The sequence below is a fragment of the Lentimicrobium saccharophilum genome (assembly GCF_001192835.1).
Lineage (GTDB): Bacteria > Bacteroidota > Bacteroidia > Bacteroidales > Lentimicrobiaceae > Lentimicrobium > Lentimicrobium saccharophilum.
The window spans coordinates 877,457-893,007 of record NZ_DF968183.1; the positions used below are offsets into that span (position 1 = coordinate 877,457).

The window sequence follows — 15,551 nt, forward strand, 5'->3', positions numbered from 1 at the left end:
TTTACCTGTCACGACCATCCAAACAAGCACCCGGCATTCATTACATCCTGGATCAGGGGCAGATATGTATAAATGAATAAGTGAAAGTGGGTTTGATATCAGAATTATCCGGAGAAACAATTGTAACTTTACGGTCTGTTTAACGTCAAAAATAATTGTTGGCCTTGTTACCTGACAATAATATTGTCCGCATAAACGGTTAATACTTCCGCATCATCAATCATGTTTAAATCTAACCAATTTTCAAAATCAGATCGTATATGAAACAGTTCTTCAAATTCATGCTGGCTTCCATGGCAGGTTTCTTCCTGACTTTAATCGTACTGTTTTTCTTTTTTGCCATCCTGGTTGCATCACTGCTGACCTTTACCAAAAAAGAGGAAGTTGTGGTAAAGCCTAAAACGGTACTCCATCTTACGCTTAAAGAAGCCATTCCTGAACGAAGTCTGGCCAGCCCGTTTACTTTCAGCGAAACCACGCTTTTCAGCACTTCAGATGTTCCGGGGCTGCTGGAAACCACCGACCTGCTCAAACAGGCATCAGAGGATGAAAATATCAGCGGGATTTTACTGGACCTGAGTGAAATAGGTTCGGGGATGGCCACGATGGAAGAAGTAAGGAATGCCCTGCTTAAGTTTAAGGAATCAGGTAAATTCGTGATTGCCTATGGCGAAGTTTATTCCCAGAAAGCATATTATATGGCTACCACTGCTGACATTATCTGCCTGAATCCCGAAGGAGCGCTTGATTTCAGGGGAATGGCCGGCGAACTTGTGTTTATCAAAGGTTTACTTAGTAAACTAGATATTAATCCACAGATTATCAGGCATGGCAAATATAAAAGCGCCATTGAACCTTTGATCAGCGACCGGATGAGTGAGGCCAATAAAGAGCAGACGCTTGCCTATATGAATTCTCTCTGGATGCACATCTCTGACGGCATCAGCAAAGCCAGAAATATTGATCCCGCTAAGCTGCAGTTAATTGCCGATTCCCTGCTTATTCAGACGCCTGAGGATGCATTGAATTATCGTTTTGTAGACCAGGTTATTTATAAGGATCAATTGATTGATCTGTTGAAAGAGAAACTGGAAATCGGCAAAAATGATAAGATTGAGATGATTAAGCTGGAGCGCTATAAGGATGCACCGGCCAAAACGCTCAGGAAAAGAGCCAAAGAGAAAATTGCCGTGATCTATGCGGTCGGCAGCATTGGTGATGGCGAAGGAAACGATGAAACCATCGGGTCGGAGCGTATTTCAAAGGCAATCAGGAATGCCAGAACCGACAGCACGGTAAAAGCCATTGTTTTCAGGGTGAATTCACCCGGAGGCAGCGCCCTTGCTTCTGATGTCATCCTCCGCGAAATCAGACTGGCCCGGGATGAGAAACCGGTGGTTGTTTCGATGGGAGATTATGCGGCATCAGGGGGATACTATATTGCCTGTGCCGCCGATACCATCCTGGCCAATCCCACCACACTTACCGGCTCCATCGGCGTTTTCGGTGTAATCCCGGATTTCAGCAAATTTTTCAACAATAAACTCGGGGTCACCTTCGACGTTGTGAAGACCAATGATCATGCCGACTATATTTCAGTAACAAGGCCCATGACCCCTTACGAGGAAAAAGTAATTACAAACGATGTGGAGCGGATCTACAAAGTCTTCGTCAACCATGTATCAGAAGGAAGGTCAATGCCTGAAGCGCTGGTTGACAGCCTGGGCCAGGGAAGGGTATGGAGTGGTACTGACGGGGTAAAAACCGGTTTGGTTGATTTGACCGGCGGACTGCAGGATGCCATCAGCATCGCCGCAACCATGGCAAAACTCGAAGATTACCGGATTACGTCTCTCCCTGAACAGAAAGATCCTTTTACCCAGATCATGGATGAACTTACCGGTAAACCTTCTGAAACAAGACTAAAGAAAGAACTGGGTCTCTTGTATCCCTACATGAAAGAATTACAGTCACTTTCGGGCATGAAAGGCGTACAGGCAAGACTGCCGTTTTTACTTAACATCCAATAATAGTTTATCTTTTATTGTTGTCCGGAGAAAAGTGTGAGATTCTTCGCTAACGCTCAGAATGACTGTAACTTACGTAGGTTTTTAAGGAGAGGGGGCTAGGTGGAGGCTTCGCCTCCACCTAGCCCCCTCTCTAAAACCCTAAAACATTGTCCTTCTGAGCGTAACAACGTGGAGCGACGAAGACTGTAACTTACGTAGGTTTTTAAGGAGAGGGGGCTAGGTGGAGGCTTCGCCTCCACCTAGCCCCCTCTCTAAAACCCTAAAACATTGTCCTTCTGAGCGTAACAACGTGGAGCGAAGAATCTCTATGTTTGATAATCAATTTTTCCGGACAATAGTATTTATCTTTCATAAATTTGCACGGGTCCTTCCGGAATGCTGAATGAATCAGTTTCCGTAAGGGCCCGGTTTATATGCATTCAATCCTAAACATGGACTCCTTTACCATAATAGCAGAAAAAACAGAACTACGGCGGACAATAAGCCGGCTTAAAGCAGCCCAGTCGCCGCAGCAATACCTGGAAGCCTCAGCAATAATCACCGGCAGCCTCGAAATGCTCCCTGAATTCAGGAACGCAAAAACAGTACTGGCTTACTGGTCTTATAAAGGCGAAGTGCATACCCATGACCTGATCAGAAAATGGGCAGAAAAAAAACGGATACTACTTCCTTCGGTAAACGGTGATGAGATGCTGATCAGGCAGTATCTGGGCGATGATTCCCTGGTTCCCGGAGAAATGTTTGGCATTCCCGAACCGGCGGGTCCGGTATTTACCGATTACAACGAAATTGACCTTGTAATCATCCCGGGTATCGCTTTTGACAGGAAAAATAACCGGATGGGGCGTGGAAAGGCTTATTATGACAGATTTTTAGGCAAAATCAACGCCTTTAAGGCAGGAATCTGTTTCAGCTTTCAGTTGTTTGAGACCATTCCGGCCGATGAGCACGATATCCTTATGGATACAGTGATAACCGAAGTATCTCAGAATGAGCGCAGGGCCTTTCTGCGCAACTGAAATCTGACCGAATCTTCAACTCCCGGGTTATAGTTATAAAGGGCATTCTCCCAGTCACCGTACATGGCATTGGGCAGTAAAATAAACCGTTTACCAAACTCGGCTGACACACGGTCAACAGCATCCAACCTTGGCTTCACAGCAAGCCCTTCAAAGTCTTCAGCAAAGTCGTTGAGGTTGTCACCGAACAACAGCGATATATGATACTTCCCGGCCAGCAGCTGTCTTCTCCCCTCTTTACTGGCTTCCGCAGCGCGTGTAATGACATGTTCCCCATCGGCATGCGGAAATCCCAGGGCTGCCAGATTTTTAACGGTCACATCCTTCAGGTAGTCCTTCCGGTTGGTGACATAAAAAATACTCACCCCGTTTGCCCGGGCATACTTCAGGAAATCAAGGGCGCCCGGTAAGGCTTCGGCACGGGCCAGGTTGCACCATTCATCCCAGTTTACAGGATAAGAGGTACTTTCAAGCACAGATTTAGCCTGGAAAGGGCTGTTATCCAGTACGGTTTCATCCACATCCAGGACGATAATCCTATGCTTGTTCACCGATTTATCGGCCAGATCAAGGTCAAGCATGATCTTCCCAATATTAAAGGCCTGATAACACAGCGCCCTGTATTCTGCAGCAGTTTGCTGATAAAGGGTTGCAAGCACCATGTGTTCGTTCCTGATCAGCTGTCTGAATGCAGAGTCCTTAACAATGACCGCCGGGACTTCAGCGGGCTTTTCAGCGGAACCGGTACGATCCTCACGTTGAAACCATTTACACGATGAGGTCAGCAAAATCAATACAAGTGATGTAAGCAGCGCTATGTTTTTCATGAGATAATAAATAAATGAGCCGGGATAAACCCGGCTCAAAATTACAAAGGGTATTGAAATTCCGGCAAATTATTTTTTACTGAAATCCATATCCGCCATTCTGCGGTAGCTGTAGTAACGCCATTTGGCATTCTCCTCAGCAGCTGCAAAGAGTTCATTAGCTTCCTTCGGGAAGGACTTCTTCAGTGAAGTATACCTTACCTCAGAGTCAAGGAATGACTGGAATTTGGTAAAATCAGGTTCCTTTGAATCAAGCTGGAACGGATTCTTTCCTTCTTCTTCCAGCAGCGGGTTATACCGGTACAGGCTCCAGTAACCGGCCTCTACAGCGTGGGCCTGCTGATCCTGTGCCTTACCCATTCCATTGCGGAGCCCGTGATTGATACAGGGCGAATAGGCGATGATGAGTGAAGGTCCGGGATAAGCTTCTGCTTCACGCAGGGCTTTGAGGTATTGTGTCTGATTGGCGCCCATGGCTACCTGGGCAACATAAACGAATCCATAACTCATGGCCATCATACCCAGATCTTTTTTCCTGACTTTCTTGCCGCTTGCAGCAAACTTGGCAACAGCACCCACCGGAGTTGATTTTGAAGCCTGTCCACCGGTGTTGGAATACACTTCGGTATCAAGTACAAGAATGTTTACATCTTCACCCGATGCGATCACGTGGTCCAGTCCACCGTAACCGATATCATAAGCCCAACCGTCACCGCCAAACATCCAGACCGATTTTTTGACGAAATACTGTTTCAGGGATAGCAGTTCCTTTGCAACATCGGAGGTCTCTTTTTCCAGCATTGCAAGCACCCTTGGTGAAACTTCACGTGATTTTGCAGCATCATTGCGGCCATCAATCCATTCCTGGCAGGCAGCCTTGAGTTCAGCATTGTAATTACCTTCAAGGATAAGCTTCATGCGAAGGGCAATTCTTTCGCGCAACTTCGATACGGCAGTTGCCATTCCGAAACCATATTCTGCATTGTCTTCAAAGAGGGAGTTGGCCCATGCCGGACCTTCGCCCTTTGCATTGACGGTGTATGGTGTTGACGGAGCTGAACCACCATAGATGGATGAACATCCGGTAGCATTGGCTACCATCATCCGGTCTCCATAGAGCTGGGTAATCAGCTTGATGTAGGGAGTTTCACCGCAACCGGCACAGGCGCCCGAAAACTCGAACAATGGCTGTGCAAACTGACTGTTTTTAATATTCTGCTCTTTGTTTGCGATGGTATCCTTGTATGAAACATTCTTTGAAATAATGTTCCACAGCTTATCCTGCTCCATTTGCGATTCGAGGGGCTCCATAACCAATGCCTTGGTTTTGGCCGGACATACATCCACGCAATTGCCGCAGCCGGTGCAGTCAAGCGGACTGAGCTGAATACGGAACTGCAGCCCATCAAAAGTTTTCGGAATGGCTTTCAATGCAGGGGTACCTTCCGGCAACAGTTTCATCTCGTTCTCATCAATCAGGAAAGGACGGATGCAGGCGTGCGGACAAACATAAGCACATTGATTACACTGAATACAGTTGTCAGGTATCCACTGAGGCACGTGAACGGCAATACCCCGCTTTTCATAGGCGGTAGTACCTGCCGGGAAAGTTCCATCTTCACGGCCGAGGAATGCACTTACCGGCAAATCATCACCCTTCATAGCGTTGATGGGCATCACCACATTCTTAATAAAATCGGGCACATCCACTTCGACGGAAACCTTTTCACCGGACAGCGATTTCCAATCTGCCGGAATATCAATTTTTGTCACTTCACCGCCACGATCGATTGCTGCATGATTCATGCGGACAATCTCTTCTCCCTTGCGGCCAAAGTCTTTCACGACCGCCTTTTTCATGTAATCAACGGCGGTCTCGTAAGGAATAACCCCTGAAATACGGAAGAATGCCGACTGCATAATGGTGTTGGTGCGTCCGCCCAGACCGATCTCTTCAGCGATCTTCGTAGCATTGATTATATAGAAGGCAATATCATGATCAGCCATGTAGCGCTTCATGTAGTCAGGAACATGCTGCTTGGTTTCTTCAACATCCCAGATGCTGTTGAGCAGGAATGTACCGCCGTTTTTCAGGCCTTTGAGCATATCGTATTTCTCGAGGTATGCCGGCACGTGGCAGGCTACAAAGTCAGGGGTGTTTACAAGGTAGGGCGAACGGATGGGTTTGTCGCCGAAACGCAGGTGCGAAGTTGTAACACCTCCGGACTTTTTGGAGTCGTAAGCAAAATATGCCTGACAATATTTATCGGTGGTTTCACCAATAATCTTGATGGAATTCTTGTTGGCGCCCACGGTTCCGTCAGCACCTATGCCGTAAAACTTACCCTGGAAAGTTCCTTTGGGGGCGAGGTCAATTTCGGGAAGCAACGGCAGTGACAGGTAGGTTACATCATCAACAATACCAACGGTAAATCCGTTTTTCGGCTCGTTGCTCTTAAGATTATTGATCACGGAAACGATCATCGAAGGAGTGGTATCCTTTGAACTGAGGCCATAACGGCCACCAATGATCAATGGTTTTACCGCATGGTTGTAGAAAAGATCCTTCACATCAAGGTAAAGCGGCTCACCATTGGCGCCGGGCTCCTTGGTACGATCGAGCACACAGATGCGTTTGACCGACTTCGGCATTACATTGAAGAAATACTTTGCCGAGAAAGGTCTGTAGAGGTGTACGGAAACCAGGCCGAGTTTTTCCCCTTTGGAATTCAGGTGGTCAATCACTTCCTTGATGGTTTCGGTAATGGAACCCATGGCTACCAGCACGTTTTCGGCATCAGCAGCACCATAATAGGTAAAAGGATGGTATTCGCGTCCGGTTAATTTGCTGATTTGCTGCATGTAGCTCTCAACGATGTCGGGAAGGGCATTGTAGAATGGATTTGCAGCTTCGCGTGACTGGAAGTATATATCCGGATTCTGGGCGGTTCCGCGGGTTACGGGATGCTCAGGATTCAGCGCGCGGTCGCGGTAGGCCTGAAGGGCTTCCCAGTCGATCATCGGAGCGAGGTCTTCATTCGAAGGCGCTTCCACTTTCTGGATTTCATGAGAAGTACGGAAACCGTCAAAGAAATGCAGGAAGGGAATCCGTGACTTAATCGCGGCCAGGTGTGCTACTCCGGCTATATCCATAATTTCCTGAACGCTGCCGGTTGCAAGCATGGCGAATCCGGTCTGACGGGTGGAATATACGTCTGAATGGTCACCAAAAATAGACAATGCCTGAGCAGCTAAACTGCGCGCCGAAACATGGAAAACGCCGGGGAGAAGTTCGCCGGATATTTTATACATATTGGGAATCATCAGCAACAATCCCTGGGAGGCGGTGTAAGTAGTTGTCAGCGCCCCAGCCTGCAGCGAACCATGCACGGCACCCGCGGCACCTGCCTCTGACTGCATTTCGGTTACTTTAACGGTTTCACCGAAAATATTCTTACGTCCGTGTGCAGCCCATTCATCTACATATTCGGCCATGGTTGATGATGGGGTGATGGGATAAATGGCAGCCACTTCGCTGAACATATAGGCGATATGTGCAGCAGCATAGTTTCCGTCACAGGTAACAAAATTTCTCTTTTGTGTCATATCAGTTTGTGTTTAAAACGCTCATTAACAATAACTCACATTTTCATCTGAAAAGCAGTGCAAAATTACTGATTTTAAAGGATAGCAGTCTCAATTCATGCATGGATATCACCCCTGAAAAGCTAATTTATAATGAGTTTAATTAAGGAGGTCTGCCGGAAAATAATGCCTTGATGATGGCCCGTAAAACTTTTGAATCAATTTTAAATGTTCGGAAAGGATGATGGTCAGGGGAACTATGCGTTAGCGTTGAAAGGTAAGACCCCGCCGGAATTTACCGGAGCAGTCCTTCAAAATATAAACCTGATGTTATGCTGAAAATAATTCCGGTATAAAACCATCCGGAAATTCATTTCAGACCGTATACAAAACTGATAACAATAAAAATGAAACTTTTTGTTTAGCAATCTGACCAAAAACAGCTAATATTCTTAAGCATCGTAAAACAAAAAATGTAAAGATATTGTTAATAGACTCAGATATCAAACCAACCATCAATCAGGAGAAAGCACTATGACAAAACTGGCTGTACATTACATGGGAATTCCCTTAAAAAATCCCATAATAGTAGGTTCAAGCAACATGGTAAACAATCCGGAAATGCTTAAGAGGCTGCAGGACGCCGGTGCAGCAGCAATCGTGTATAAATCTCTTTTCGAAGAGCAGATACAACTGGAAAGCATTCAGTTTCAGGATGAAATGGAGTTATACAACGAGCGCAATGCCGAAATGATCAGTCTTTACCCCGATATGCAGCATGCGGGCCCTGAAGAATATCTTCACAAACTCCGCGAAGCCAAATCCATGCTGGATATTCCCCTTATCGGCAGTTTAAATTGCGTATTCACTGAAACATGGGTTGAGTATGCCGAACTGATTGAAAAAACCGGTGTTGACGGTCTTGAGCTGAATTTCTTTTCCGTTCCCCGTGATTTCGACACAGAAGCGAAGTCAATAGAAGATGAGCAGGTGGCTGTAGTAGAGCAGGTATGTAAAAAAGTTAAAATTCCCGTCAGTGTCAAATTAAGTCCGTTTTACACCAACACCCTTCAGGTTATCAGGAGAATGGAAAAAGCCGGAGCAAAGGCGTTTGTACTTTTTAACCGGATGTTTGAACCTGATATCAACCTTGATACACTTCAGCACAGCACACCGTTCAATTTAAGTACGGAAGGCGATTATCGTCTGGCCCTGCGTTATGCCGGCGTTCTTTACGGCAATACAAAAGCCGCTATTTGCAGTTCTTCCGGTATTTACACAGGTCATGACCTTGCTAAAATGATCCTTGCCGGCGCTGATGCCGTGCAGATGGTAAGTGCACTTTACAAGCACAAACCCGAACTGATTACCAACATCCTGGCAGATCTTGAAAAATTTATGGCTAAAAATGGCTTCGGCGATATTCAGGCTTTCAAAGGAAAGCTATCCAAAGCCGAAGTTAAGGATCCCTACATATACAAACGTGCCCAGTATATTGACCTTTTGCTGCACTCTGAGCAGATTTTCAAGAAATATCCGATGGCATAATTCCATCAATAAGTTTTATAAAAGCCGGGAAATCCCGGCTTTTTTATTTCCTGAAAAACGCTGCTGATCAATTAAACAGATCATTTTGACAGGTTCAGGTTGCGGACCACCGGACGAATATCGTACCTTTAAAAATTGTTCACCTAAAAAAGGAGGTATTATGTCAATGACAAAAAGAGCAGCGGCAGAGTTTATCGGCACATTCTGGCTGGTACTCGGCGGTTGTGGAAGTGCAGTACTTGCAGCAGCCTATCCCGAACTTGGCATCGGGTTCGCAGGCGTGGCACTGGCGTTCGGACTTACAGTTCTGACCATGGCATTTGCCATCGGCCACATTTCGGGATGCCATCTCAATCCGGCCGTTTCGCTTGGCCTTTGGGCCGGAGGCAGGTTCAAAGGATCAGACCTGCTGCCTTACATTATTGCCCAGGTTCTGGGAGCCATTTTAGCTGCATTTATCCTTTATCTGATAGCTTCCGGTAAGGACGGTTATGCAGGCGGTCTTGCTTCAAATGGCTACGGCGAGCACTCACCTGGCGGTTATCCGTATATGTCAGGCTTGATCACAGAGGTGGTGATGACTTTTATGTTCCTGATTATTATCCTGGGGTCAACTGACGAAAGGGCGCCCAAAGGCCTCGCACCTGTTGCCATCGGACTTGGCCTTACCCTGATCCACCTGATCAGCATTCCGGTAACGAATACCTCTGTCAATCCAGCCCGCAGCACCGGCCCCGCCCTGCTCGAAGGAGGCATTGCACTGAAACAACTCTGGTTCTTTTGGATAATGCCGGCTATTGGCGCTCTCCTGGCCGGATTCGCCTACAAGTGGCTCGGGAAAGAAAAATAATAATTTAAAGCTGATCAGCTGAGAAAAATCTGAAAATTGTTCGCATTGTCAGCAACAGCTGAAGCAACAATGCGCTGAATTACAATGCCGGAGGGGGCTTAAGCCCCCTTTTTCGTCTTATTAACCCGGATTAAGCATTTGATGATTAGGTGTTTGTAATCGGCACAATAAGAATAACGATGCACAAACAGTAAATCGGGATTACCTTTACAGAATCAATAGCTCAGCCTTTCCGGGTTTCCTGTGGATTAATCCGGGATTAAAAAGGAAAGTCCTCCCCTGTATCTTTGAGGATAATTTCCTCCTGCTGCGGCTCTTCAGCCATGATGTGTTGCCGGTTCCCTTCAACGAATATGGCCCTGAACGGCCTTGTCGGACAAGCGTATTCACAGGCACCGCAGCCTATGCAGATTTTATCGTCCACTTCGGGAATCGTAAGCCCGTCCTTATAGGGTACCATATCAACCGCCTTGGTCGGACAATGTTCAGAACAGGCTCCACAGTCAGTTTCATCGGTGTAAACCACACAGTTTTCCTTAATAAATACAGCCACCCCCAGTTGTACCCTCTTTTTTTGCTCCCGGACAAGCGGAAGTATCGCTCCCGTAGGACATATATCACTGCAAACCGTGCATTCAAAATTGCAGAAACCCGAATGATAATCCATATAAGGTTGCATCAGCCCCTGGAGACCATACTCCAGGAAGGATGGCTGCAATACGTGGGTAGGGCAAGCGCTGACACACAGATGACAGGCAGTGCAGTTCATATTGAAATGGTCATGGCCCTCAGATCCGGGAGGGGATGAAACCAGACTGCGCTGCTCAGGAATTGTGGTTGGCTTTTCGCCTCCTGTTAGCCGGATAGCAAAGGCTCTGGTCGATAAAAATGCCGTGCCCACCATAAATGCTTTCAGCAGGGTCCGTCGTTGTCCGTTCTCCACTGCTTCAAAATTCTCTTTACCGTTATTTATCCTGGATTTAACGATTCCATACACCACCCCTGACGACGGACAAGCCGTGATGCAGTTGAAACATGCCACACAACGGGAATAATCAACTTCCCTGTTTTTTACATCAATACACTGAGCTTTGCAAACCTTGCTGCATTGTCCGCAACTGTTGCACAGCTGTTTGTCGAGAGAGATCCTGAAAAGCGAAACCCTTGAAAATAAACTGAGCAGTGCCCCAACCGGGCATACCGTGTTGCAATACAACCTGCCTCTCACGGCTGACATCCAGGCAACCAATACAAAAAAAGCAGCGGCAAACCCCAGGGAAGCCAACTGATACCCTTTCCACGGGGTGCGGGGTAACCAGAAAATATCCTGTTTTTCAAGCATTGCGGCCATCGCATTGTTGCCGGTAAGGACAACAGGCCTGAACAGATTGGCCATAATCCTGCCAAAATTACTGTACGGATCAAGAAAATTAACCAGCAAAGCAGATCCAGCAATAATTGATATAATGACAATAATCAGGATAATATGCCGCAGTATATTTTGGGGCCTGGCATAGCGAAGTGGCTTCTGGCGGAGGATTCTGCGACGGATGCGGAAAATAATATCCTGTAAAGTGCCCAGGGGGCAAACGGTTGAGCAATAAATCCTGCCGAAAACAAGCGTAATGACAACAAACAGTAAAAATCCTGCAGCTGCCCACCCGCCGGTGATCAGAAACTTTAACAAAGAAGGGGTAAACTGGGGCCAGGTGATTGCTTGCAACCATACAACCGGAATCCACCGGGCGGGATCGAGGAAAATAACACCCGTAAATAGAAGGAACACCAGAGACAATGCAATCCGGGCCTTACGGGGCCACGCAACACTTCTCATGTCAGATCTTTATCCTGTTAATGTTCAGCTTGGTCAGGTCCATGGTCCCAAGCTTCATTTCGTTTGCAATCCGTATGTGCGGTATATCCTGGGGTTTGCTTCCGAAAACCAGGGTAGCGGCAGCGTCTGCCGCGACAATATCGGCAGAAACAATCAGTTGCTTCATCAGCACCACATCGGCTTCAGAAACCCCGCGCGGACCATTGCGCAGCATCACCCGGTACCCGTCGATCACATTCAGCGTTGGCTTACGCCAGGTAACAAAATCAGCAATGCACTGATGCAGGTCATTCCTGTGCCAGTACCTGCGGTCCCACACCACTCCCATCAGGTTTTTCATTGCCAGGGAAATGCTGGCCGAACTATGGTGCTTGAGCACCGGAACATTGATAAAAACATCCGAGTTCAGAATCAATTCATGAACCCTGGCTTCTTTCAGCCGCTTTCCTTTGGGAATCTGCACCGTTTTATAATAATTTTCCGTATTCCCGGGTACAATTTTACCCCCGGCATCTTTAACGGCTTTTTCGATTCCACTGTTCTTATAACATAAATTCCATGCATCGCAGGTATTGTCAAACACATACACCTCCGATGCCCCGGCTTCAAGACAATGTTTAACAATCCTGCCAACCAGTTTGGGATTTGTGTTTCCGGCCCTTTCGGGAGAGACGTCCCACCCTATGTTTGGTTTTACCACCACTTTCTGACCCTTTCTGACATATTTCGTCATCCCTCCCAGAGAGGCTATCGCCCTGTCAAACATAACATCTGGTTCTCCATCCCTCACAGCAACCAGATCGTAGGCGCTTTGAGCAGGCAAGACAGAGGCCATCCCTGATAATCCTCCAATGCTTAAGGATGTGCCGGTTACCAGCCCGGCACTGACTCCCTTTAAAATGAATTCACGGCGCTTCATAAAACCCGAAATTTTTAAGTCAGAATCCGGCAAAAATTGCCTGGAAATATCCACGGGTAAAAATAAATATTTCAACAGACTTTAATACTTTCACGTAAAAAAAACGTCGGGGAATCAACAAAATTTTATTTTTGTAATCGTTAAACTACCTGAGAACAGGCCTGAAACCAAACATTTAATCACACAGAGATGAGCACTGCCAGCCTTTCCCGCAGCACAATTACGAAAAGTATCATTATCAACACCACGGCGATACTGCTTATTTATTTTACGCCCGCGCTGTCGCATTTTCTTAATTTTCCGCTTTATCTTATTGAGCCGATGCGCCTGATGCTGGTGCTTGCAATGATCCATGGCGACCGGCGCAATGCTTATCTGCTGGCGCTCACCCTTCCCATTTTCTCTTTCGCGGTTTCGGCACATCCGGTAATTTATAAAATGCTGCTGATAACAGGTGAGCTAATGTTCAATGTCTGGCTGTTCTATGCGTTCCGCAGCCGCATCAAAAACGTTTTTGCAGCCATGGCCTCGGCAATAATCATCAGTAAAGCAGCCTATTATGGCCTTAAAGCGATGTTTATTTCGCTAGCCCTTATCGGCCCGGGGCTGATCTCCACCCCCCTTTGGATACAACTGATAACTACGCTGATATTCAGCAGTTACGCCTTACTGCTGCTGAAGAATAAAGCCTGATAACCTCAACGGAAGAGGATTTCACCAGATTCTGTAAAGCATACGGATTTATTCTGAGGCGGGATGGCCAGCATGAAATTACGCTGCAGTACGACGCTGTGTGCTTAAACGTATAATGGCCAGCAGCATCAGACCAACGCTTGCCCACTGAACCGGGCTGAGCACTTTACCATGGAAGAGATAATCAAAAACAATGGCTGAAAGCGGGAAACACAACTCACAGATGGCTGCCAGCATGGCGGTCACCTTCTTCAATCCGAAATAATACAAAAAGATGGCCCCGGATCCGACGGTGAGTGAGATGATCACAATGATGAGCCAATTGAACGGGGTAGCCAAGACGAAACCACTCAAGTTGCCTGTGACCACAACTAAAATCAGCATAATCAGGGAAGTAAAACCATACCTGTAGAAGGTTGCGGCCTGAAAAGAGAGATTATGCAATACGCCCTTCCCAAGCACAGTGGCAGCTCCGAAACAAAATGCGGCAATCATTGAATAACCCGCTGCAATCATGGTCTTTGAACCGGTATTGAAGTCAGGCAGATTAAACCCGAAAGTCAGAAAGTATCCTGCAATAATTGCCATCGATGCCCAGAAAACAAAGTTTCTGTTCAGCTTTTCGCGTAATAAAATAGCTGCCAGCGCAATGGCAAAGACGGGCTGAAGTTTCTGCAATAAAACTACAATGGACAAATCTTTAAATTCTACCAGGAAAAGCGCTTTTACAATTGCCATGGTCCCCAGCGCTCCACCGGTTAATGCAATGAGCGCCAGATATATAATTTCTCTTGACGTCAGCTTGCCGAACAGTTTGTATTCCCTGTAAAGAAAAAAATTCATCAGTAAAAACGGGAGCGCATGGAGAATAAAAACGACAAAAACGATGTTTAGATTGTATAGTTGCGGTGTTAGCAAAATACCATCAAGGCCCCAGAGCGATGCGGAAATGCAGACGGCGAGTGAGCCAAAAACCAGGGCTTTTCCGGATTTTGTCATCAGGTGAAAGTGAATTAATGAAATGGCTGCGCAAAGCTATGAAAATCCGGGAAATGTTTTCAGGAAACCAAAAACAGCAAGTCCGGAATTTAAGGGAACATTTGTCCGATGATGCTGCGGCGATGTTCAAATATCTTTTGAATTTTTCTCCTGACCAGATCCCCGGCAATTATCCTGCCAGGCCAACCCATAGGCAACTCATAATTGACTATATCCGTCATCATTACGCCTTCAGGCACCTCTTCAAAAATATGCTGATGATGCCACAGGCGATAGGGGCCTGATACCTGATTATCTACAAAATAACGCAGCCGGTCAACATGGGTAATTTCAGTAATCCATGTTACCGTAAACGCCGGAAATGGCCTTACAGTGTAGCGTATTATCATACCGGCATACATCCCGGGTACTGGTTGAGGAAACCGTATTTTGAAACCCATCTCCGGAGGCGTTATTCTGGCAAGGTTCGAGGGATCAGAAAAAAAATTCCAACAGGTCAGGACATCTGTTTTTACCAGCTGGGTAGTCATAAATACAGGCATATCAAGGATATTAAAAGTTAAACAATCAAGGTTCATTGGTCAGCCGGCCACCCCTTACTGTTGCCCCGATTACAATACCGGCAGAAATAATAATCAGGTTTTTGATAATATATTGCCCTTCAAGGGTAGGTACAAAAGGAAATACGCTGAAAGCAAGTCCGGGAAATAACACAAGCGGCGACAAAGTGCCGGCCATCTGAAGGAAAAGCAACAGTAAAGTCTCGCGTAACATAAAACCTGTAATCAATCCCAATCCGATCAGCGTTTCCCAGGCGGCAAGAATTATCATGGCCGTTCCTCCCGGAATAAGGCCGAAAGTCAGCAGTGATATGGTATCTGAAGCCAGGGTTTCAGCAGGACTTAAAGAAGGAAAAAACTTTAAAACGCCAAACCAGATAAAAATCAGTCCCACACTGATTCTGAGCAAAAGAATTCCCCTTGAGGCCATCCAGTAAGTGATTCGCCGGTCTGTTTCTGAGAGTTGTTTCCACATAGTAAGATTAGTTTGCCAAAACAACAATGGGCAGGCCACTTTGTTTAGCTTTGCAGACTTACAAAACAATGTTTAGCATATAAATTATTATATTAAACATTTTTTATCAAGACCTAAAGATTATCCATTAAAGAAAATTGATCTTATCTAATTGATTTATTGTTATTTATAACATTTTTTATCACATTATCTGATTTTTTAACATTTTTTTT

Annotated in this window: 12 protein-coding genes; 5 read left to right on the forward strand and 7 right to left on the reverse strand. The window is 46.2% G+C overall.

Features of this window, described 5'->3' with window-relative positions:
- Nucleotides 1–260: 260 nt before the first annotated feature.
- Both sppA and TBC1_RS15440 read left to right on the forward strand, forming a co-directional pair.
- Nucleotides 261–2,030 (forward strand): signal peptide peptidase SppA, encoded by a 1,770-nt coding sequence (gene sppA / locus TBC1_RS15435; protein WP_062044832.1) that lies wholly within the window; start codon nucleotides 261–263, stop codon nucleotides 2,028–2,030.
- A 413-nt stretch (nucleotides 2,031–2,443) separates the two neighbouring features.
- Entirely contained in the window at nucleotides 2,444–3,049 is a 606-nt protein-coding gene (locus TBC1_RS15440; protein ID WP_236695683.1) for a 5-formyltetrahydrofolate cyclo-ligase, read from the forward strand.
- Here the strand turns inward: TBC1_RS15440 and TBC1_RS15445 are convergent.
- Together TBC1_RS15445 and nifJ are read right to left on the reverse strand one after the other, a co-directional pair.
- Entirely contained in the window at nucleotides 3,016–3,876 is an 861-nt protein-coding gene (locus tag TBC1_RS15445; RefSeq protein WP_137305786.1) for a 5'-nucleotidase, lipoprotein e(P4) family, read from the reverse strand. The genes TBC1_RS15440 and TBC1_RS15445 overlap by 34 nt on opposite strands.
- A 69-nt stretch (nucleotides 3,877–3,945) precedes the next feature.
- Nucleotides 3,946–7,482, reverse strand: coding sequence for a pyruvate:ferredoxin (flavodoxin) oxidoreductase (gene nifJ / locus TBC1_RS15450; protein WP_062044836.1), 3,537 nt, complete (start codon nucleotides 7,480–7,482; stop codon nucleotides 3,946–3,948).
- 513 nt (nucleotides 7,483–7,995) lie between these two features.
- Between nifJ and TBC1_RS15455 the strand changes: the two genes are divergently transcribed.
- Both TBC1_RS15455 and aqpZ read left to right on the forward strand, forming a co-directional pair.
- Nucleotides 7,996–9,009, forward strand: a complete 1,014-nt coding sequence (locus TBC1_RS15455) for a dihydroorotate dehydrogenase-like protein (protein WP_062044838.1) — start codon at nucleotides 7,996–7,998, stop codon at nucleotides 9,007–9,009.
- A 166-nt stretch (nucleotides 9,010–9,175) separates the two neighbouring features.
- Nucleotides 9,176–9,859, forward strand: a complete 684-nt coding sequence (aqpZ, locus tag TBC1_RS15460) for an aquaporin Z (protein WP_201781716.1) — start codon at nucleotides 9,176–9,178, stop codon at nucleotides 9,857–9,859.
- 259 nt (nucleotides 9,860–10,118) lie between these two features.
- On the opposite strand, the gene TBC1_RS15465 is transcribed toward aqpZ, so the two are convergent.
- Nucleotides 10,119–11,693: a 4Fe-4S binding protein gene (locus TBC1_RS15465; protein WP_062044842.1), complete on the reverse strand. Its 1,575-nt coding sequence runs from the start codon at nucleotides 11,691–11,693 to the stop codon at nucleotides 10,119–10,121.
- Between the two features lies 1 nt (nucleotide 11,694).
- On the reverse strand, nucleotides 11,695–12,612 hold the full coding sequence (locus TBC1_RS15470; protein ID WP_062045645.1) for a DUF362 domain-containing protein: 918 nt from the start codon (nucleotides 12,610–12,612) through the stop codon (nucleotides 11,695–11,697).
- 189 nt (nucleotides 12,613–12,801) lie between these two features.
- Here TBC1_RS15470 and TBC1_RS15475 point away from each other — a divergent pair, with 189 nt between their 5' ends.
- Nucleotides 12,802–13,305: a hypothetical protein gene (locus tag TBC1_RS15475; RefSeq protein WP_062044844.1), complete on the forward strand. Its 504-nt coding sequence runs from the start codon at nucleotides 12,802–12,804 to the stop codon at nucleotides 13,303–13,305.
- Between the two features lie 78 nt (nucleotides 13,306–13,383).
- On the opposite strand, the gene TBC1_RS15480 is transcribed toward TBC1_RS15475, so the two are convergent.
- The 3 genes from TBC1_RS15480 to TBC1_RS15490 all read right to left on the reverse strand — a co-directional run bounded on the left by TBC1_RS15480 (nucleotide 13,384) and on the right by TBC1_RS15490 (nucleotide 15,339).
- Entirely contained in the window at nucleotides 13,384–14,304 is a 921-nt protein-coding gene (locus tag TBC1_RS15480; RefSeq protein WP_062044846.1) for a DMT family transporter, read from the reverse strand.
- A gap of 89 nt (nucleotides 14,305–14,393) precedes the next feature.
- Nucleotides 14,394–14,846 carry an SRPBCC family protein gene (locus tag TBC1_RS15485; protein WP_062045647.1) on the reverse strand — a complete coding sequence of 151 codons (453 nt, stop codon included), beginning with the start codon at nucleotides 14,844–14,846 and terminating at the stop codon, nucleotides 14,394–14,396.
- 25 nt (nucleotides 14,847–14,871) lie between these two features.
- Entirely contained in the window at nucleotides 14,872–15,339 is a 468-nt protein-coding gene (locus tag TBC1_RS15490) for a DoxX family membrane protein (RefSeq protein ID WP_062044848.1), read from the reverse strand.
- Between the last annotated feature and the right edge of the window lie 212 nt (nucleotides 15,340–15,551).

Coding starts and splice junctions, on each gene's coding strand:
- TBC1_RS15490 (WP_062044848.1), bottom strand. CDS start 15,339: ATGTGGAAACAACTCTCAGAAACAGACCGGCGAATCACTTACTGGATG.
- TBC1_RS15440 (WP_236695683.1), top strand. CDS start 2,444: ATGCATTCAATCCTAAACATGGACTCCTTTACCATAATAGCAGAAAAA.
- TBC1_RS15455 (WP_062044838.1), top strand. CDS start 7,996: ATGACAAAACTGGCTGTACATTACATGGGAATTCCCTTAAAAAATCCC.
- aqpZ (WP_201781716.1), top strand. CDS start 9,176: ATGACAAAAAGAGCAGCGGCAGAGTTTATCGGCACATTCTGGCTGGTA.
- sppA (WP_062044832.1), top strand. CDS start 261: ATGAAACAGTTCTTCAAATTCATGCTGGCTTCCATGGCAGGTTTCTTC.
- TBC1_RS15485 (WP_062045647.1), bottom strand. CDS start 14,846: ATGCCTGTATTTATGACTACCCAGCTGGTAAAAACAGATGTCCTGACC.
- TBC1_RS15470 (WP_062045645.1), bottom strand. CDS start 12,612: ATGAAGCGCCGTGAATTCATTTTAAAGGGAGTCAGTGCCGGGCTGGTA.
- TBC1_RS15465 (WP_062044842.1), bottom strand. CDS start 11,693: ATGAGAAGTGTTGCGTGGCCCCGTAAGGCCCGGATTGCATTGTCTCTG.
- TBC1_RS15480 (WP_062044846.1), bottom strand. CDS start 14,304: ATGACAAAATCCGGAAAAGCCCTGGTTTTTGGCTCACTCGCCGTCTGC.
- TBC1_RS15475 (WP_062044844.1), top strand. CDS start 12,802: ATGAGCACTGCCAGCCTTTCCCGCAGCACAATTACGAAAAGTATCATT.
- TBC1_RS15445 (WP_137305786.1), bottom strand. CDS start 3,876: ATGAAAAACATAGCGCTGCTTACATCACTTGTATTGATTTTGCTGACC.
- nifJ (WP_062044836.1), bottom strand. CDS start 7,482: ATGACACAAAAGAGAAATTTTGTTACCTGTGACGGAAACTATGCTGCT.